Origin of the sequence: Simplicispira psychrophila DSM 11588, assembly GCF_000688255.1 — a bacterium.
GTDB lineage: Bacteria > Pseudomonadota > Gammaproteobacteria > Burkholderiales > Burkholderiaceae_C > Simplicispira > Simplicispira psychrophila.
Map to the genome: position 1 here is coordinate 1 of NZ_JHYS01000027.1, position 19,231 is coordinate 19,231.

The window sequence follows — 19,231 nt, forward strand, 5'->3', positions numbered from 1 at the left end:
AGGGGCAGCCAGTACGCCAGCGCACTGTATCAGGCGCTGCTGGCCCGCCACAGCTTGGTCGGCAGCATGAGCCGTAAGGGCAACTGCTGGGACAACGCGGTGATGGAGCGCTTCTTCCTGAGCCTCAAGACGGAGCGGGTCTGGCAGCGCGACTACGCCAACCACGCCGAGGCCATGATGGACATCGCCGACTACATCATAGGTTTCTACAACAGCGTGCGGCTGCACTCCAAACTGGGCAACTTGCCACCCAATGCCTTCGAGCAGCAATCGGCAATCAAACAACCTATCGTTGTGTCCGAAAAAACTTGACCAGCACAATCGGCGGCGGGCGCGTGAAGTCAGACGGTGTGCAGCACCGGGTGCCTATCGCATTTGAGCCCGAGCAGGTCAAGAGCGCCACCGGCAACAACGGCGACTTCGACCGAGCGAACCCGGACATCCGCTTCAGCCGCGCATTACCCAAGCCGCAGGACTTTGTGCCGAACGCGGATGGCGGGCTGGACTACGGCGAAATTACGCCCGAGATGGGCAAGGCCATGCGCCGGCAGGCGGGGAAGATTCGGCTTCGCCACGGTGACGAGACGCAAGGGCTAGTGCATATTGAGGCAGGCCATCTTGAGCAATTCAAGCGGCTTGGCTTTAAATCCGCCCAAGAGTTCATTGCCTCTGTCGCCCAGTCGTTCACGGCAATTTACAAGCGCGATGGTGCCGCGCTGGATGTGGTGCTTGAGGATGGAGGGCGCGGCCGTCTCATGGTGCAGCTTGAAATTTCTGCAGACGGCGATTTCTACGATGTCAAAACGGCTTCGCCTATCCGCGCTGACCAATTTAAAAATAGAGAGCCGCTTTGGGAGCGCACCGGGACCAGTGCGTCAGTTGCCGATAAAGACAACTCTCCTTCTCCCGAGAGCCAAAGCGGCAGTGCCAGTGTAGCGCCGAAGGGTGGCGCTGCCAACTACGCCCGAGCTGACGAGGGGATGTCGCCCGATCTGGCCCGGGCCATTTTGGCGCTAGGCCAGCCGGCGCAGTCCGCCACCAAGGAGTCGGTGCGCGCCGCAGTGCGCGAGCTGGTCAACGGCCTGGGTCTGCTGCCCAACCGGCTGGGGCGCATCGTGGTAGCCACGTCGGCCGAGATCAAGCAGGAGTGGGAGCCTTTGATCGGCGCTGTGGCCATGGAGTCCGAAGACGCGGGCCGTGCCCAGGGCTTCTATGACCCCAGGAGCAAGACGGTGTTCCTGATCGCCGACCACATCAAGGCCGGCGACGAGCTGGGCGTGGTGGCGCACGAGCTGATGCACAAGCATGGCACCGCGGTGCTGGGCAAGGAGGGCTGGAATCAGCTGCACGGCGCCATCGGTGGCTGGGCCAAGGCCAAGCCCGGCAGCATGGAGCGCATCGTGCACGATGAGGCCGCGCGCCGCGTGCAGGCGTCGGGCCCCGAGCTGTCGAATCAGGAGCTGTTTCCCTACGCTGTGCAGGTGGCGCTGGAGATGGGGGTGCGTCCGAACGCCATGGCGCCGCAGGGGACAGTGGCGCGCTGGCTGGCCCAGGTGCGCAGTGCATTGCGTCAGGCGTGGAGCAAGATTGCCGGCGGCAAGGGTGACTTCAACTCACTGGATCTGGTGAACCTAGCCTATGGCATTGCGCAGCGCGAGAACCCGGCGCACGCGGATCAGCTTGATGGCGTACTCGACCAGCAGGGCGCGAACGACGGCGCGGTCGGGGGCGTGCAATTCAGCCGTTCCACGACAGAGGGCATCGCGGGCCGCATGGGCGAAGCCATCAAGGCCACCACCGTCACCAATCTGAAAGAGCAGGCCGGATTCAAGGCTACCGATTACATGCCGCTGGGATTGCAGTTTTTGGGTCGCCGGCAATTGGTCGACGTGTACGGCAAGCTGCTGCCTCAGCTGTCCACCTACAACGGCCTCATGGCGCAGATGGACGCGGACAAGAACGAGGCCGGCGCCGGCGCGGATGAGCTGGCCACGGCCTGGGGCAAGCTGGACGAGCATCCAAAGTTTGGGCTTGGCCCGGCGAAGTATCCCGGCATGGAGCGCAAGTTGGCCGAGCTGATGCACGACGCCACCCTGGCGCAGATCGATCCTGCCAAGGATTTCGTGGACGGGGACAACAAGACCGACTGGATGCGACTTCGAGCCCAGTACCAGGGGCTGAGCCCGGCCGCGCGCGAGGTCTACGGCAAGGCACGGGACATCTATAGCACCCACATGCGGCAGGTGCGTTCGGCCATCAAGGAGCGGATCGAACGCAGCGAGATGGGCAGCCAGCGCAAGGCCGAGATGCTCAAGCGCATGGACGACGAGTTTTTCGGCCACATCAAGGGCGTGTACTTTCCCCTGGCCCGTTTCGGCCAGTACGTGGTGGTGGTCAAGGATGCCGAGGGCAAGACAGCCAACGTCAGCCGGGCCGAGACTATGGCCGAAGCTGATGCTGTTCGCCAACAACTGCAGACACCATTCCCCGCCAGCAAGGGCTTCACCGTGGGCAAGGTGCTCAAGGCCAAGGAATTTGTAGCCGACCGTGACACCGTGGGCCGTGGGTTCATGGAGCAGCTGTACGGGTTGCTGGACAAACAAGGGATGGACAGCAAGCAGAAGGCAGAACTCGAAGATGCGCTGGGTCAGCTCTACCTGTCCGCGCTGCCAGACCTCAGCTGGGCCAAGCATGGCATTCACCGCAAGGGCACGCCCGGTTTCAGCCAGGACGCACGCCGCGCTTTTGCCCAAAATGTCTTTCACGGTGCCAGCTATTTGGCCAAGCTGCGCTATTCCGACCAGCTGCAGGACCAGCTCTCCGATATGGAGAAATACGTCAGCGCGCGCGACAGCGTCGCCGGCTATGACTCCGTGCGCGCGCGTCAGGTGGTGGACGAAATGCAGAAGCGCCACGAATCGGCCATGAACCCCAAGAGCAACTCTCTGTCCACGGCGCTGACCAGCCTGGGCTTCATTTACCACTTGGGACTGTCGCCCGCATCGGCCATGGTCAACCTGACCCAGACCGCGCTGGTGGCCTACCCGGTCATGGGCGCTAAGTGGGGCTATGGCAAGGCCAGTGCCGCGCTGATGAAGGCCAGCCAGGAAGCCGTGCGCGGCAAGAACGACATCACCGTCTCCCTGAGCGCTGACGAGAAGGCTGCTTATGACGAGGCGGTGCGCTCCGGCGTCATCGATGTCACGATGGCTCACGACCTGGCCGGCATCGCCCAGGGCGAGGACTCGGGCGTAATGTGGAAATTCCGACCCGTCATGAAGTGGGCCAGCTTCCTGTTCCACCACGCCGAAAAATTCAACCGGCAGGTGACCTTCGTGGCCGCCTACCGGCTGGCGCGCGAAACCGGAGCCGAATCCACCATGGCCTATGCAGAAGCTGTGAAGGCAACCTACGATGGCCACTTCGACTACAGCTCCAACAATCGGCCACGCGCCATGCAGGGCAATGCCGCCCGGGTGTTGCTGCTGTTCAAGCAGTATGGCCAGAACATGGTCTACACCTTGGCCAGGTCGGCGCAACAGTCCCTCAAGGGCGCTACGCCCAAGGAGCGGGCCGAGGCGCGCAAGACGCTGGGCGGCCTGCTGGTGATGCACGGCATGGCGGCCGGCGCCCTGGGCCTGCCCATGGTGACCACGTTGCTGGCTGCGGCCTCAATGCTGGGCGGCGACGATGACGAACCGTGGGATGCCCAGGTGGCCCTGCAGAACATGCTGGCCGACACCTTCGGGCAAAAGCCGGCCGAGGTCTTGTCGCATGGCCTCTCCCGGCTCACGCCCTGGGACATCTCGGGCCGCGTTGGGCTGGACAAGCTGATCTTTCCGGACATCCAGGAAGGGCTGGAGGGCCAGCGCCTGGGCGAGTCGGCCATGGCGGCGGCGCTTGGACCGGTGGCTGGGATCGGCATCAATATGCTCAAGGGCTTGCAGGAGATGGGGGGAGGGCCGTTATCAGCGCGGGTTGGAGACCATGGCGCCCAGCGTGCTGCGCGGCCCATTCAAGGCATTGCGCTATGGCACCGAGGGTGTGCGCGACAAATCGGGCATCGTGGTGCAGGACGAAGTGGATGCGGCCGAGTTGCTGGGCCAGGGGGCCGGATTTTCACCGTCGAGCGTGCGCAACTCCTTCGAGGGCAAGAGTGCCATCGTCGCGCACGACCGGGCCCTACAGGCGCGGCGCAGCTCTCTGGTTGAGCAGTTCGCCATGGCGGCCATGGCCGGGAACGAGGAGGGCAAGGCAGACGCCCGGGCGGACATCGCCAAGTTCAACGAGAAGAACCCCGACCGGCGCATTCTGCCGATGCAACTGGCCCAGAGCGTGCGCATGCGGACCAAGCGGATCGAGCAGGCGCAGGACGGGGTCTACCTGCCGAGCAAGAGGCGGGACGCGCTGGAGGCGGGGCGGTTTGCCACCGGCCAGTGAACAGGGGCGCTGATCCAAGATTGCGTTGGCTGTGGCAGGGATCAGTTTTGAACCCGTTGAATCGACGGCGTCCTAGTATTGATGGTAGGTCTTTTCGAGGCTGGGCCGGTGCTCATCTGAGCGGTGCCTACCCCGCTCTGGCTCTCGAGGGTAACGTGCGCCTTGCGGCGGTCAGCGCAGCGCCCGCGCCGTCTGTCCAGCTTGCGGCTGCCCTGCAGATGTAAGAGGCTCGCCGCGTGGGGTTGGAGGCGCCGAGACTAGGCCTCGGGTGTCCCTTGGTTTTCCGAGGAAGCCTTCAACCGATACTGTGGGACGCGAGTGGATTTCCAGCTATCTATCTCATAACCGCATTTGAAACATTGAAAGTCATCCTTATCCTTTGCTGGCAATTGTGTGTAGCTTACGGAGTAGATGGCTCCACAGCCTTTGCAAGTGACGTCAGATCCAGTAGTGGTCGACCAAGTGCTCATTTCAATTCCAGTATTTCGTTGCAGGGGCCACCAGACTAGCATCGTAGGGCCTTGGTCTCGTTGCCCGACAGAGGTGGTAACGAAGGGGACGAGGTGAGGCGATTCAGCTTCGTGTTCCAATCTCCGAAGGAGGAGAGGGCATGAGGCGACCAACTAAAGAAAGCCGGGCCAGAGAGTGGCGGCGCAGTCAATATGTGGTGAAGCGCCATCGTAAGGCGAGGCGGGCAGTCTTCAGCACAAGGTCGCGAGAGGCGCGGCAGAGGCCAAGGCGTGCGTCTCGACTGACGGTTGTTGCACCGAAAGAAGTCCGTTTTCACGGTGGCCAAGGAACTCGCGCTGTTTTTCTTGAGTTTGTGAACAAGGTCAATACCCAATTGAAATTGGGCGGGGCCGTGCGGCTTGATCTTCGTGCAATCGAGGTGCTGCACCCTTGTGGAGTCCTGTTGTTGCTGTCCCATGTTCGAAATTGGGCAACTGCAAATCCTGGGTGTGTCACTGCCAGCTATCCATCTGACGAGGTCGTTGAGCAAATGCTGCAAAGTGTTGGCGTGCTTGAGAGGCTTGGATTGGAGAGCAGAGCCACAGTGACGCGAGAAGAGGTGACTCGCTGGTTCTACTTCAAAGGTGATTCTGTCGATGCATCTCCGATCACGCCTTTCATGCAGGCCGCGAAAGAGCGCCTGGGGGTAGCCAATCAATCTGCGCTGTACGACAGTGTTGTTGAGGCGATCACAAATGTGACTCAGCACGCCTATGAGGATGACGTTCTCAAGCGATGGTGGATGTTTGCATCGATGTCGCCAACACATGTGTTGGTATCGATCTTGGATGGGGGGCGCTCTATTCCCGGGACGTTGTTGGAGAAGCCCGGTGTTAAAGACCAGGTGAGGCAGTGGTACTGGGGCAAGAAAAAAACCGATTCCCGGATGCTGCATGCCGCGATGGGCGGAAAGTCCAGAACGCAGCTGTGCTATCGAGGTAAAGGTCTTCCCGATATGCTAGAGTCAACCAAGGTTACGGCCGACAGCAGTTTGGCTATTTACAGTCGGAGGGGCGTTTTCTTTTGTGACTCGACTTCTAAACGTGAGGAGCATGCGCAAATGAAAGATCCCATTGACGGTACTTTATTGCTGTGGTCACTGAAAACCGCAGAGGATTCCCAAGAATGACGCACACAATACGAATCGCCGACGATTTTTCGCCGACGCCTGCGGGGCGCTTCGTGACAGACGGCCCATTTTCGGGAGAGCGGTTTCGCGATGAATTCCTTGTCCCAGCACTGAAAGCGCATGATGAAGTTGAAGTCGATTTAAGCGGCGTCTTCGGCTTTGGATCATCCTTTCTTGAAGAGACTTTTGGAGGTCTTGTGAGAAAATGCCTCTTCAAAAAAACCGACTTGCTCAAGAAGATGCGCATCAAGTCATCGTTGAAGACTTACGAAAACAAGGTTTGGCAGTACATCAAAGAAGCAAAGCCTGAGTGCTAGGTGAGCTGTGGATGAGTTGTTGGAGGCGTCAAGGCCTTTTCTCCCATACATACCTTTGATCTTGACGATTGTTGGATGGAGCGTTGCAAACAGCACTGCGGGAAACCGCGAAGTCAGAAAAGAGCGGCGGTCTGAGGTAGATGCATGCTGCAAATTGGCGGCAGATTTGCTCGCGAAGGTGCGGGCCTACTACACCAAAGGTGCGGATCACGAGGACTCGTCCAGGCTGGGCCGGGAGGTCGTATTTGATCTTCACCGGCTCTTGCAACGCGTAGAGCGACTTGGGAAAAATTGCCCAAAATTCGAAGTCGTTGGAGTTCTCGGTGAGTTGCACGAGGCAATAACCGGCGGTGAATTCGACAGCAGCACACGCAAGGCGTTGCAGCACGATGCGCCAGAGATCCTAAATATTGAATACTGGACTCATGCTCTGATGAACGGCATGGAAGACGGGTTTGCAGACACCTTCCGCTCCTGATCCATGTGACAGCAAAAAGCCCGCCCAACGCGGGCTTTTTGCTGTGGGCTATTTCGCTGGCTCCTTGAGGGGCAGCAGTGACTCGCGGCGCTTGGTGACGTAGCCCACGCGCGGCATGATGCAACTGGCCCGAGACACGGGCATGAGCTGGGAAGGGCTGTACAAAGCCCTGGGCGAAAACGGCAACCCCAGCTTTGCCACCGTCATGAAGGTGCTGAGTGCGCTGGGTCTGAAGTTTCACGTTGAGCCACAGGTGGCACATTCTTGAGTGCTGCCCCGCCAGAGGTCAACATTGCGCGAATCACACTGATTTCACACGAACAGGCTGAACCCCGCGCTGCCATTGGTGCGGTTACGGGTTCAATTCCCGCCAGCTCCACCATCCTAGACAACCCCAGACAATGAGAGCCCCTCTAGTCTGGGGTTTTTCTTTGCCTATTGCTTGTCTGGTGTAGTCCTGATAATCGCACCGAAATCGTACGGAATAATTGGCCGGGCGCAGTAGGGGGGCACGGCTTTTTTGGTAGTCCTTGTGGATGAATTTGCCGTAGAACTGTGCAAATATCTCTCATTTGCAAGTCTGAACTGCATGGCAACCTGCCACAAGTTAGCGCCAACCATCAGTTGTACAGATCCTCGCTGGTGGCGCAGAGCGCTGCCAAGTCGCGCTCCAGTAAGGCGGGATCGCCCAGTTGCAACTCAATCAGCCGGCGCAGATGGGTCACGCTGTCGAGGTCGATACTGCGGCACACAAGGCCGACGTGATGCTGCTGCATCTGGGCTACCTGCATCGACATGGTGATACTGTCGTGCGTCTCGTTCAGCGGCACGGTGAGTTGGCATGTGGCACCCACTGGCAACGCCTCCAGCGCCACCACCAGCGCTCCCTTGAGTGATAAATCCAGCACCTGAACGGGCACATTGTCATTGTTTATGCTCAACCATCCTGGCGCCTGAAACAGAACACGGATGAAGTGGCGACGTTCATAAGGCATAGGGGCTCTCCGGGGTAATTGCGGGTGGGTGTTATCGATGCTACTGTAATTGCAACAGAGGGAACGTCAGGATGCATCAACAAGCTTCTTGTATTGACGCCCCTTTTCACGGAGTAAGCTTGCACGGTATGGCCTCCGTCACTTTCCTTCCTCCTTTATCCAGTCCCTTTCAGGTTGCGCAAGAACTGAGGAATACGGGGTTGGCGGTGCTGGCGCCGAGTGATGTCGCTCTGTGGGCCGGCTGTGCTCTGGAAGAGTTGCAGGAACTGCGCCCGGATTGGGATGTGCTGGTGCCCGATCAATACCTGAAAGATGGTGGCCGCTACCGTCGGCGGCGCCACTCCTGTTTTGTGGTGCTCGGCGCGGATGTGCAGCAGGTGCCGCACCGTGCACACTGGCAGCCGATCGAGTACAACGCCTTGCATGGCGGCATGGATCGCTGGTTTGAGCCCCTCTTGCCGGCCACGGTGCAGCGCCCGGTGTGGGCGCAGCTGCTGTGCGCGCTGGCCGCTCTCTCGGGTGCGGTGTTTGCACCGGACCTGGCGCCGCAGCCCTGGTTTATCGAGGCGCACCAGTTTCGCATTGACACCACCGATGGCATTGGCCGACCGACCCCTGAAGGTGCGCACCGCGACGGTGTGGATCTGGTGGCCGTGTTTTTGGTTGAGCGCAGCGGCATTCGGGGTGGTGAGACGCGGGTGTTTGAGTCCAACGCGCGCACCGGTCAGCGCTTTACTCTGACACAGCCCTGGTCGTTGATGTTGCTCGATGATGCACGTGTGGTGCATGAGAGCACTCCCATTCTGCCGGTAGCTGCCAGTGGTGGCCATCGTGATACGTTGGTTGTGACCTGCAGGCGCGGTGGTTTTCAGGGGAGTAGCCTTGTCTGATTTGATGCGAGTCAAGCTTGGCTTTATGCCAGGCAGCGACACTTACCATGCGCTTTTGCAGGCACTGCCTGCTTTAACCCACCCAAGGAGAAAAATCGATGTTCAAAAATATTCTGGTGCCTGTGGACGGTTCGCCGACCTCGATGTTTGCGGTGACCCGGGCAGCTTCTTTAGCCAAGAGTCTGGGCAGCACGGTGACGGTGTTGTATGTGGTCGATCCGTACCCGTTCACCGGTGTGGGCGCCGATTTTGCCTACGGGCAGGCGCAATACCTGAGCGCGGCCACGTCAGAGGCCAATGCGGCTCTGGACACCGCCAAAAAATCGATGGAAGAGGCGGGTGTGACGGTCAATACGCTGGTGGGCGAGGGCCATGCCGTGCACGATGGCATCGTGCGCGCCATTGAAACCGTCGGCGCCGATCTGGTTGTCATGGGCTCGCATGGCCGCCGGGGTCTGGAAAAGCTCATGCTCGGCAGCGTGACGCAGCGCGTGCTGGGCGTGGTGCGCATTCCGGTGCTGGTGGTGCGCGACTGAATTTTCGCCGCGCAATGAAAAATGGCTCCGATCAGGAGCCATTTTTTATGGGCGATAGCGCAAGTCAGTTCATCGTGACCTGCGCAGCGCTTTACATGCGCTCAAAAATCGCCGCAATGCCCTGGCCGCCGCCGATGCACATCGTCACCAGGGCGTAGCGGCCCTGGATGCGTTGCAGCTCGTGCAGCGCCTTGACGGTGATCAGCGCGCCGGTGGCGCCAATCGGGTGACCGAGCGAAATGCCCGAGCCATTGGGGTTGACCTTGGCCGAATCCAGGCCCAGATCGCGTGAGACAGCGCAGGCTTGGGCGGCAAAGGCTTCATTGGCTTCGATCACGTCCAGATCGGCCACTGTCAGGCCGGCTTTTTTCAGCGCCATTTGGGTGGCGGGCACTGGGCCAATGCCCATGTACTTCGGATCGACGCCAGCGTGTGCGTAAGCCACCAGGCGTGCCAGCGGTTGCAGGCCACGCGCTTTGGCAACGCCCGCTTCCATCAACACCACGGCCGCAGCAGCGTCGTTGATACCCGAGGCATTGCCGGCAGTCACGGTGCCGTTTTCCTTGGCGAACACGGGTTTGAGCTTGGCCATATCGGCCAGCGTGCAGTTGGGGCGGTAGTGCTCGTCCACCTCGTAGGCGACGTCGCCCTTGCGGCTTTTCAGCATGACGGGGACGATCTGCTCCTTGAAGTGACCGGCTTCAATCGCGCGCTGGGCACGGTTGTGGCTTTCGACCGCAATCGCGTCCTGCTCGTCGCGAGTGATGCCCCATTTGGTGGCGATGTTTTCTGCCGTCACACCCATGTGGATGTTCTGGAACGGGTCGTGCAGCGCGCCGACCATCATGTCGATCATTTTGGTGTCGCCCATGCGCGCGCCAAAGCGGTTGGTCAGGCTGGCGTAGGGAGCACGGCTCATGTTTTCTGCACCGCCGCCGATGGCGATGTCGGTGTCGCCCAGCAAGATGCTTTGGCTGGCCGAAATGATGGCCTGCAAGCCCGAACCGCACAGGCGGTTGACGTTGAAGGCGGGTGTTTCTTGTGCACAGCCGCCATTGATGGCCGCGACGCGCGACAGGTACATATCTTTCGGCTCGGTGTTGACGACATGGCCAAACACGACATGGCCGACGTCCTTGCCTTCGACGTTGGCGCGCGCCAACGACTCACGTACCACCAGGCTGGCCAGTTCGGTGGGGGGCACGTCTTTGAGACTGCCGCCAAAAGTACCGATAGCGGTGCGCACACCACTGACAACAACGACTTCACGGGTCATACTAAAACTCCTTTAGGTGTAAAAAATGCCTCTAAGCCTTTAAGTACATGCGCTTGCAGCTATTAAAAAAATAGTATCTATCAAGCGCGACGTACATCAGCTACCGGTTCGACGCCAAAGTCTGCACGTTCCAGCCATGCCAGCACGCAGGCTGCTGCGTCGTCAGCTGAACTCAACTGGCCCGCCGTTTTGAGGTGGGCAAAATTGGGTGCGTCTGGGAAGTCCGCCGCATCTGCGCTGCGTAACTGGGTCTGCATGGTTGTATCGATAACACCCGGTGCCAGTGAGCATACCTTGGCGCCGTGTGGCTTAAGCGCCTCGTCCAGCGCCAGGCAGCGCGTGAAGTGGTCCATACCGGCCTTGGCGGCGCAATAAGCGGCTTGCGAGGCCATGGCGCGCCGGCCCAGACCGGACGAAATGTTCAGCACTTTGCGTGGCACGTTCCAGCTTTCGGTGGCGCCCAGAAACGCGGCGCACAGCAGCAAAGGCGCCTCCAGCCCAACGCGCAAGGCGTGCGCTAAATCTTCTGGTGCGCTGGCCGACAGCGGCGCAATCGGTGGAATCACGCCAGCGTTGTTGATCAGCGTGGCGCTGGCAAAGCGGCCTGTCGGCTGCGCCTGCAGCCAAGTGTGCAGGCGCTCGGCGGCGGCGCTGGCGCTGGAGAGGTCTTGGGCCCATTGCTCCAGCGGCACGTTATGGGCAGCGGCTTGGGTGGCCAATTCGGCATTGGTTTGGCGCGACAGGCACAGCAGTTGCTGGCCGGGGCGCAGCAGTTGCTGTGCCATGGCCAGGCCCATGCCGCGCGAGGCGCCGGTCAGGATGGTGAGGTGGTAGGGCATGGCAGTACAGGACTAAGGAGGTGGACAGGGCCGTTTGGCAAGCAGATGAAAGAAACGTGAAAAATATTTTTACTATTAAAAAAATAGCTTAATACGCTTGTTACACATGCGCTACAGGCCGATTTGGCTTAAAAATCGGGTGGCAGGGCATATTGCACCCAAGTGCCGTTGATCGGGTGTGCAAACGCCAGTCGGGCAGCGTGCAGCAGCAGGCGCGGGGCGCGGCCTTGGACGGCAGTGTCGGCATACAGCGCATCGCCCAGGATGGCGTGGCCGATGGCGGCCAGGTGCAGGCGCAACTGGTGCGTGCGGCCTGTCACCGGGGCCAGTTCGACCCGGGTGGTTTGCGCTGCCTCGTCGATGGCCAGCACGCGCCAGCGGGTGTGGCTGGGTTTGCCGTGCGCGTGGTCGATGACGCGCAGCGGGCGGCGTTCCCAGTCGGCGGCAATCGGTAGTTCAATGTCGCCCCAGCCGCTGGCGGGCGCCGCCATGCAGCCTTGGACGATGGCTTGGTAGCGTTTTTCGACTTCGCGCTCGGCAAAGGCCTGGCTGAGCGCACGCTGCACGGCCGGCGTGCGCGCCATCAGCAAGAGGCCCGAGGTCGCCATGTCCAGCCGGTGTACCACCAGCGCGCCAGGCCATGGCTGGCTGGCACGTGCGCTGGCGCAGTCCTGCTTGTCGGCGCCGCGCCCCGGTACGCTGAGCAAGCCAGCGGGTTTCGCCAGCACCAGCAAGGCGTCGTCGGCGTGCAGGCAGGTCAGCGGGCTGTCGCTGAATGCCGGTTCAGGGAGTGGTGTTGCCATGGATCAGGCGCTGCACGGTGGCGCACATTTCTTCGACGTCGTTGGGTTTGTGGATCAGCGCGCGGGCGCCTTCGGCCAGGGCGGCCTGTTCGATTTCTGGGGTGACGTAGCCCGACGCCAGGGCCACCGGCAGGTCGGCGCGGATGGTGCGCGCAGCGCGCACCAAGTCAATGCCTGAGTAGCCGGGCATGTTGTAGTCGGTCACCAGCAGGTCATAGGCTTGTGCGTCGGCGTGCAGGGCGGCTTCGGCGGCGCGCGGGTCGGTAAAGCCGCTGACTTCGTAGCCACGCCGGCGCAGCAGGCGCTGTACCAGAAATACCAGCGCCTCATCGTCATCCACGTACATGACGTGGCGGCGTGGGGCCGGCTCGCCCGTGGGTGTGCCGTTCACCGGCAGCGCCGGCGTGGCAGGCGTGCGCCCGGGTGGCGCCAGCACAGGGGGGGCGGCGTCTCCGACCTCTGCCGCCGGAAAATACAGCGTAAAGCGGCTGCCCTGGCCCGGTGTACTGTGTACATCGACTGCGCCCTGGTGGGTGCGCATCACGCCATGCACCACCGCCAGACCCAGGCCGGTGCCTTGGCCCACCAGCTTGGTGGTGAAAAAAGGCTCAAAAATGCGCGGCAATGTGGCGTCATCGATGCCGGGGCCGTTGTCCTGCACGCTGATGGCGACATAGTTTTTGGCTGGCCCCAGCCCCAACCGCTCGCACAGGCGCTGGTCGGTGGATGCCAGTGCCGCATCCACCATTACCGTACCCCGGTTCTCGCCAATGGCGTGGATGGCGTTGGTGCACAGGTTCAGCAAGGCTTGCTCGACCTGGGTCGGGTCGGCCAAGATGCTGGGCAGGGGGTCGGCGGTGTGCAGGTGCAGTGCAATGGCGGGTGGCAGGGTGACGCGCAGCAGGCGCTCGGTGTCGTGCAGTACCTCGGCCAGGGCGACGCTGGTGCGCTGTGCTGGCTCGTTGCGGCTGAAGGTGAGGATTTGGCGCACCAAGTCACGCGCGCGCCGGCCAGCTTTTTCGATTTCCACCAAGCTTTCGTAGGCCGGCGAGTCCGGGCCGCAGTCGGCTTTGGCCAGTTCGGCATTGCCCAGAATGGCGCTCAAAATATTGTTGAAGTCGTGTGCAATCCCGCCGGCCATGGTACCCACGGCCTGCATCTTGTGCGATTCACGCAGTTGCACTTCCAGTTCGTTGCGGTGTGCTTCAGCTTTTTTGCGTCCGGTCAGGTCGCGGGCAAAGACGGTGGTGGTTTCGCCCTCGGCGTGGCGCTCGAACGAGACGCTGATCTCCACCGCCAGTTCTTTGCCGCTGGCGCTGAGCGCCGTCATTTCACCCAGCATGGCTTGGGTCGTGAGCTGGGCAAATGCCAACGCCTGCTCAGCCTCGGGCAAAAAACGCTGCAGATCGCTGCCCAGTGCATCGCCTGCGGCGCACTGGAACAGCGCGGCGGCGGTGGGGTTGAACACCGTGATGCGCTGGTGCTGATCGACGCAGATGATGGCGTCCAGGGACGAGTTGATGACCGCTTCGAGCCGGCGCTCGCCGGCGTACAGCTGCTCGTTGCGCTGGCGCAATGCCAGCGCGCTGTGCTGCAGCGCTTGGCGCTCGGCCAGCAGCGGGCCTTGGTCGATGACGGCGCATAAGAACTGCAGCAGGGGCGGACCGTCGCCCTGGGGTGGTTCAATGCGGGCAATGTGCAGGTCGCCGGTGATGCGGGTGTCCTGGTTGATGCTGAAAACCACCTCGGTGGTTTCGCCCTGGCCCTGGGCGCGCGCCAGGGCAAAAGCCTGCTGCACGCGCTCGGTGTGCTCGGGATGGACGAAGGACAGCAACTCGGTCAGGGGCCGATCGCTCTCGCTGGGCTGAAAGGAGCGGTGCGCCATCGAATTGGCCTGGACCACCATGTCGTGCTCGTCCACCACCATCAGGGCCAGTGGCACGCTGGAAAACAGGGTTTCAAAGCGCTCGGAGGCGCTTTCGGCTGCTGCCTGGCTGTAGCGCAGCACTTTATTTTGTGCCTCCAGCTCGGCCTGGTAGGCGCGCAGCTCGGCAATCAGACGGTCCATCGGACCGGTCGGCCTGTCAGGGTGCGGGCTGGGCTCGGAGGTGTCGGGCGGGGCGGGCAGCAAAGTGTAGGGTGGAGTGCGCGAAAAAAAAGAAAGATCGAGGCGGGTCATGGAAAAACAACCAGGGCCAGCCCCACAGAGGTGCGCTGACGGGAAGGGGCAATGCAACAAGCGCGGCGACTGGCTCGGTCGTTCAGTCGTTGCTGTGGACCGGCAGGCAACTGCAAAACAGGTTGCGGTCGCCATAGACGTTGTCCACCCGGCCCACCGGCGACCAGTATTTGTGTTGGCGCAGCGCCGCCACCGGGTAGGCTGCCAGCGCCCGCGAATAAGGTCGATCCCAATCGTCTTCCAGCAGGCTGGCGGCGGTGTGCGGGGCATTTTTCAACGGGTTGTTGTCTTGCGGCCAAGTGCCATTTTCAATCTGCGCTATCTCGGCGCGGATGGCAATCATGGCGTCGATGAAGCGGTCGATTTCATGCAGACTTTCGCTCTCGGTCGGCTCGACCATCAGCGTGTTCGGCACGGGAAAGCTCAGCGTTGGTGCGTGAAAGCCGTAGTCCATCAACCGCTTGGCGACGTCTTCGGCCATCACGCCGCTGCTGTCCTTGAAGGCGCGCAAGTCCAGGATGCATTCGTGCGCCACATGGCCGCTGTTGTCGGTGCCGCCGGCGTACAGTGTCGGGTAGTGCTTTTTCAGGCGCGCGCTGATGTAGTTAGCGCTGAGGATGGCGATTTCGGTGGCTTGTTGTAGCCCCACAGCGCCCATCATGCGGATATACATCCAGCTGATCGGCAGCACGGCGGCATTGCCCAGTGGTGCCGCGCTGACAGCACCGACGCCGCTTTCCCTACCGGCTGTGGCGTGGCCGGGCAGATAGGGCGCCAAGTCGGCCACCACACACACCGGGCCAACGCCGGGGCCGCCGCCGCCGTGCGGAATACAAAAAGTTTTGTGCAGATTGAGGTGGCTGACGTCGCCGCCAAACTCGCCCGGCGCGGCCAAGCCGACCAAGGCGTTCATGTTGGCACCGTCGACATACACGCGCCCGCCGTGCTGATGCACCAGAGCGCACAGCTCTTTCACCTGCGCCTCAAATACGCCATGCGTGCTGGGGTAGGTGATCATCACGCAGGCCAGGTGTTGGCTGTATTGCTCGCATTTGGCTTGCAGGTCCGCCATATCGACATTGCCGCGTGCATCGCAGGCGGTGACCACCACCTCCATGCCGGCCATCTGCGCGCTGGCTGGGTTGGTGCCGTGGGCGCTGGCCGGAATCAGGCAGATGTGGCGGTGGCTGGCGCCCTGGGCGTCGTGGTAGGCCTTGATCGCCAGCAGGCCGGCGTATTCTCCCTGCGAGCCGGCATTGGGTTGCAGGCTGACGGCAGCGTAGCCGGTGGCCTCGCACAGCCAAGCGCGCAGTTGGGCGTCCAGTTCGTGGTAGCCCTGCAATTGGTCGGCCGGGGCAAAGGGGTGGATGTGTGCAAACTCGGGCCAGGTGATCGGAATCATCTCGCTGGTGGCGTTGAGCTTCATGGTGCAACTGCCCAGCGGAATCATGCTGCGGTCCAGCGCCAAATCTTTGTCGGACAGCTGGCGGATATAGCGCAGCATCGCCGTCTCGGAGTGGTGCGTGTTGAACACCGGGTGTGTCAGATACGTGCTGGTGCGGCGCAGCGCGGCCGGGATGAGCGGCTTGACGCCTCTTTCAAAGGCCTCAAACGTCGGCAGCGTCTGGCCTTCTGCGGCAAAAATCTGCCACAGCAGCGCAATGTCAGCGCGCGTGGTGGTTTCATCCAGTGCAATACTCAGGGCATTATTTGAGTGATTTCGCAGATTAACGCCGGCAGATACTGCGCTATTAGCTATCAATTCAGTAGCTTCATCCGTCTCCAAGTACAGCGTGTCAAAGCAGCCTTGCGCACGCACCTTGACGCCCAACTGCGCCAAACCCTGCGCCAACACAGCCGTGAAGCTGGCCACGCGCTGCGCTATGCGTTGCAGGCCCATGGGGCCATGGTAGACGGCATACATGCTGGCGACCACAGCCGGCAGCACCTGGGCAGTGCAGATGTTAGACGTGGCTTTTTCGCGCCGAATATGCTGCTCGCGCGTTTGCAACGCCAGGCGATAGGCCGGATCACCGTGTGCGTCCACGCTGACCCCTACCAAGCGGCCCGGCAGTGAGCGTTTGAATTCGTCGCGGCAGGCCATGTAGGCTGCGTGTGGGCCGCCGGCGCCCATCGGCATACCAAAACGCTGCGTGCAGCCGACAACGATGTCGGCGCCCCACTCGCCTGGCGGCGTGATCAGCGTCAGCGCCAGCAGGTCGGCGGCGGCGATGAAGGCGGCTTGGCGCGCGTGTACCTTGGTCACGTCGGCGCGCAGATCGTCAATGCGGCCGCTGCTGGCCGGGTACTGGGCCAGGGCGGCGAAATAGTCACCGTCCAGCGCGTCAGCCCATGCTTGTGGCGATGCCGTTACCACCACCTCAATGCCAAACGGCGCGGCGCGCGTCTGGATCACCTCGATGGTTTGCGGGTGCGTGTCGCCAGAGACGATAAAGCGCTGGCTTTGGCTTTTGACCGAACGCTTGGCCAGCGCCATGGCTTCGGCGGCGGCCGTGGCCTCGTCGAGCATGGAGGCGTTGGCAATTTGCATGGCGGTCAGATCGCACACCATGGTCTGGAAGTTGATCAGCGCCTCCATCCGGCCTTGCGAAATCTCTGCCTGGTAGGGCGTGTAGGCCGTGTACCACGCGGGGTTTTCCAGCACATTGCGCAGGATGACACCCGGCGTATGCGTGCCGTAGTAACCCTGGCCAATGAAACTCTTCAGCACCTGATTTTTCGCTGCCATGGCCTTGAGTTCAGCCAATGCCTGCGCCTCGCTGGCCGGTGCCGGCAACTCCATCGGGCGGCTGCGCGCAATCGATCGCGGCACGGTGGCATCGATCAGCGCGCGGCGCGAGGCAGCGCCCACCACCGACAGCATGTGCGCTTCGTCTGCCGCGGCTATGCCGATGTGGCGGGGCAGGAATTCGGCGGTGTTTTCTAGTGCGGCCAGCGGGGCAAAGGACATCGGCATGGTGGGCCTTAGGCGTTAAGTGTTCTGGCTGAAGGCCGTATAGGTGGGCGCATCCATCAACGTGTCGCATTCCTCTGGCTTGGCCATGCGCACCTTGAACAGCCAGCCAGCGCCCATCGGGTCCGAGTTGGCCAGCGCGGGGTCGGCGCGCAGGGCTTCGTTGACTTCGATGATTTCGCCTGAAACCGGCATGTAGACATCGGCAGCGGCCTTGACCGACTCGATGACACCCGCTACAGCGCCCTGGGCCAGGGTTGTGCCGACTTCGGGCAAATCGACAAACACCACATCACCGAGGGCGTCCTGGGCGTGCTCGGTGATGCCGACGGTGGCGGCCTGCTGGTGGGCGGTGTCTATCCATTCGTGGTCGCGCGAAAATTTGAGGGTCATGAAAGCTCCTGGATGCAAGTAAAAAAAGAAAACGGTTGAACTGTAGCGGTGCGCCTATTCCTGTGCACGGCAGGGACGTGCCTTAGATGCGGTGGTAGCGCGTCGGCACAAAGGGCGTGGGCACCACCACCATCGGCACCGGTTTGCCGCGCACCAGGGTAAACAGCTCGGTGCCGAGAGCGGCGTAATCGGGTTTGACGTAGCCCAGTGCAATCGGCTGGTTCAGGCTGGGGCTGAGCAGGCCGCTGGTGACCTGGCCAATGTGCTGGCCATCTATGTTTTCCAGCGTGGCCGGCTCGCGCACGGGGATGCGTTCGCTGGCGCGCAGAGCCACGCGTTGGCGTGTCAGCAGGGCCGGGTTGTCGATTTGTGCCAGCACCATGTCAGCGCCTGGAAAGCCACCAGCGCGGGCCCCGCCGCTGCGGCGCACTTTGGCAATCGCCCAGCTCAGCGCTGCCTCGGGTGGGGTGGTGGTGACGTCCATGTCGTTGCCGTACAGGCACAGACCCGCTTCCAAGCGCAGCGAATTGCGCGCGCCCAGGCCGGCGGGGCGCACTTGCGGCTGTGCCAGCAGGGCGCGCGCCAGGGTTTCGGCCTGCGCGGCGGGCACGGAAATTTCAAAACCATCCTCGCCGGTGTAGCCGCTGCGCGTGACAAAGCAGTCGCAGCCGGCAATGTGGAAGTCGCCGCCAGTCATGAACACCAGCGCGGCGGTGTCTGGCGCCAAGCGGGCCAGCACGGCGCCGGCCAGCGGGCCTTGCAGGGCCAGCAGGGCCTGGTTGGGCTGGGGGATGACTTGGCATTGCAGGCCAATCTGCGCTTCGATATGCGCAAAATCCGCCTCTTTGCAGGCGCCGTTGACGATGGCAAAAATCTCGCCCAGGCCTTTGTTGAAGAGCATCAGGTCGTCGAGAATGCCGCCAGTCTCATGCAGCAGCAGACCGTAGCGCTGTTTGCCCACCGGCAGATCGATGATGTCCACCGGCATCAGGCTCTCTAGCGCCGCCGCTGCGCCGCGCCCCACCAGCCGCAACTGGCCCATGTGTGAGACATCAAACAGGCTGGCGGACTGGCGGGTGTGCAGGTGCTCGGCGACCAACCCCGTCGGGTATTGCACCGGCATCGAGTAACCGGCAAAGGGCACCATGCGGGCGCCCAGTTCCAGGTGCAGCGCGTGCAGCGGTGTGGTCAGCAAGGGGGGAGAAGCAGTAACGGACATGGGCATGGTCTCCGAAAAAAGGAAGGGCCAGTGCCAGAGTCGGGTGCCAGGGTCGGGGGCGAGGGGAGGGGCTCTGCCTGCACCTTCGGCGGCGCCGCACGCCAGTTGGGCGCGGCACCCGTCTCCTGACGGCGAAATTCTACCTAGCTTATCCCCATCGCCGTAAAACCCCGTCCAAGTGCGCTGGCCGCAACGGCCCAAAGGCGAAGCCGACGCACTTGCGCGGGGATATAAGGCGTGGCCGCTGCTACAG

The 19,231-nt window shown here is 62.0% G+C and carries 15 protein-coding genes and 2 pseudogenes; 9 read left to right on the top strand and 8 right to left on the bottom strand.

Going from position 1 to position 19,231, the window contains the following annotated elements:
* The 7 genes and pseudogenes from Q390_RS0116600 to Q390_RS18825 all read left to right on the top strand — a co-directional run.
* Positions 1–312: integrase core domain-containing protein (locus Q390_RS0116600; protein ID WP_027996826.1), on the top strand; the 312-nt coding region annotated here is incomplete at its 5' end.
* A 1,460-nt stretch (positions 313–1,772) separates the two neighbouring features.
* Positions 1,773–3,932: pseudogene (locus tag Q390_RS20450) on the top strand (PLxRFG domain-containing protein); the annotation flags it as partial.
* A 55-nt stretch (positions 3,933–3,987) separates the two neighbouring features.
* On the top strand, positions 3,988–4,440 hold the full coding sequence (locus tag Q390_RS20590) for a PLxRFG domain-containing protein (RefSeq protein WP_281174792.1): 453 nt from the start codon (positions 3,988–3,990) through the stop codon (positions 4,438–4,440).
* Between the two features lie 823 nt (positions 4,441–5,263).
* Positions 5,264–6,079 carry a hypothetical protein gene (locus tag Q390_RS0116615; protein WP_027997077.1) on the top strand — a complete coding sequence of 272 codons (816 nt, stop codon included), beginning with the start codon at positions 5,264–5,266 and terminating at the stop codon, positions 6,077–6,079.
* On the top strand, positions 6,076–6,396 hold the full coding sequence (locus Q390_RS0116620) for an STAS-like domain-containing protein (RefSeq protein ID WP_027997078.1): 321 nt from the start codon (positions 6,076–6,078) through the stop codon (positions 6,394–6,396). The genes Q390_RS0116615 and Q390_RS0116620 overlap by 4 nt, the downstream gene beginning before the upstream one ends.
* A gap of 61 nt (positions 6,397–6,457) precedes the next feature.
* A complete protein-coding gene (locus tag Q390_RS0116625; RefSeq protein WP_156949942.1) occupies positions 6,458–6,874 on the top strand; it encodes a DUF2267 domain-containing protein in 417 nt (138 codons plus the stop codon).
* A 109-nt stretch (positions 6,875–6,983) separates the two neighbouring features.
* A pseudogene (locus Q390_RS18825) lies at positions 6,984–7,142 on the top strand (addiction module antidote protein); the annotation flags it as partial.
* 352 nt (positions 7,143–7,494) lie between these two features.
* Here the strand turns inward: Q390_RS18825 and Q390_RS0116635 are convergent.
* The gene (locus Q390_RS0116635; RefSeq protein ID WP_027997080.1) at positions 7,495–7,869 is read right to left on the bottom strand and encodes a PilZ domain-containing protein; all 375 of its coding nucleotides are present in this window, start codon (positions 7,867–7,869) and stop codon (positions 7,495–7,497) included.
* A gap of 128 nt (positions 7,870–7,997) precedes the next feature.
* Here Q390_RS0116635 and Q390_RS0116640 point away from each other — a divergent pair, with 128 nt between their 5' ends.
* Both Q390_RS0116640 and Q390_RS0116645 read left to right on the top strand, forming a co-directional pair.
* On the top strand, positions 7,998–8,759 hold the full coding sequence (locus Q390_RS0116640; RefSeq protein ID WP_027997081.1) for a 2OG-Fe dioxygenase family protein: 762 nt from the start codon (positions 7,998–8,000) through the stop codon (positions 8,757–8,759).
* A 98-nt stretch (positions 8,760–8,857) separates the two neighbouring features.
* A complete protein-coding gene (locus tag Q390_RS0116645) occupies positions 8,858–9,295 on the top strand; it encodes a universal stress protein (protein WP_027997082.1) in 438 nt (145 codons plus the stop codon).
* A 91-nt stretch (positions 9,296–9,386) separates the two neighbouring features.
* Here Q390_RS0116645 and bktB read toward each other — a convergent pair whose 3' ends face one another.
* The 7 genes from bktB to gcvT form a co-directional block, all read right to left on the bottom strand.
* On the bottom strand, positions 9,387–10,571 hold the full coding sequence (gene bktB, locus Q390_RS0116650) for a beta-ketothiolase BktB (RefSeq protein WP_027997083.1): 1,185 nt from the start codon (positions 10,569–10,571) through the stop codon (positions 9,387–9,389).
* Between the two features lie 80 nt (positions 10,572–10,651).
* Entirely contained in the window at positions 10,652–11,410 is a 759-nt protein-coding gene (locus tag Q390_RS0116655) for an SDR family NAD(P)-dependent oxidoreductase (RefSeq protein WP_027997084.1), read from the bottom strand.
* Positions 11,411–11,538: 128 nt separating this feature from the next.
* On the bottom strand, positions 11,539–12,213 hold the full coding sequence (locus Q390_RS0116660) for an RluA family pseudouridine synthase (RefSeq protein WP_037473373.1): 675 nt from the start codon (positions 12,211–12,213) through the stop codon (positions 11,539–11,541).
* Entirely contained in the window at positions 12,194–14,392 is a 2,199-nt protein-coding gene (locus Q390_RS0116665) for a PAS domain-containing hybrid sensor histidine kinase/response regulator (protein ID WP_027997086.1), read from the bottom strand. Before Q390_RS0116665 ends, Q390_RS0116660 begins: the two co-directional genes overlap by 20 nt.
* An 82-nt stretch (positions 14,393–14,474) precedes the next feature.
* Entirely contained in the window at positions 14,475–17,369 is a 2,895-nt protein-coding gene (gene gcvP / locus Q390_RS0116670) for an aminomethyl-transferring glycine dehydrogenase (protein ID WP_027997087.1), read from the bottom strand.
* 15 nt (positions 17,370–17,384) lie between these two features.
* Positions 17,385–17,759 (bottom strand): glycine cleavage system protein GcvH, encoded by a 375-nt coding sequence (gene gcvH, locus Q390_RS0116675; RefSeq protein ID WP_027997088.1) that lies wholly within the window; start codon positions 17,757–17,759, stop codon positions 17,385–17,387.
* 82 nt (positions 17,760–17,841) lie between these two features.
* Positions 17,842–18,978, bottom strand: a complete 1,137-nt coding sequence (gcvT, locus tag Q390_RS0116680) for a glycine cleavage system aminomethyltransferase GcvT (protein ID WP_027997089.1) — start codon at positions 18,976–18,978, stop codon at positions 17,842–17,844.
* Positions 18,979–19,231 lie beyond the last annotated feature (253 nt).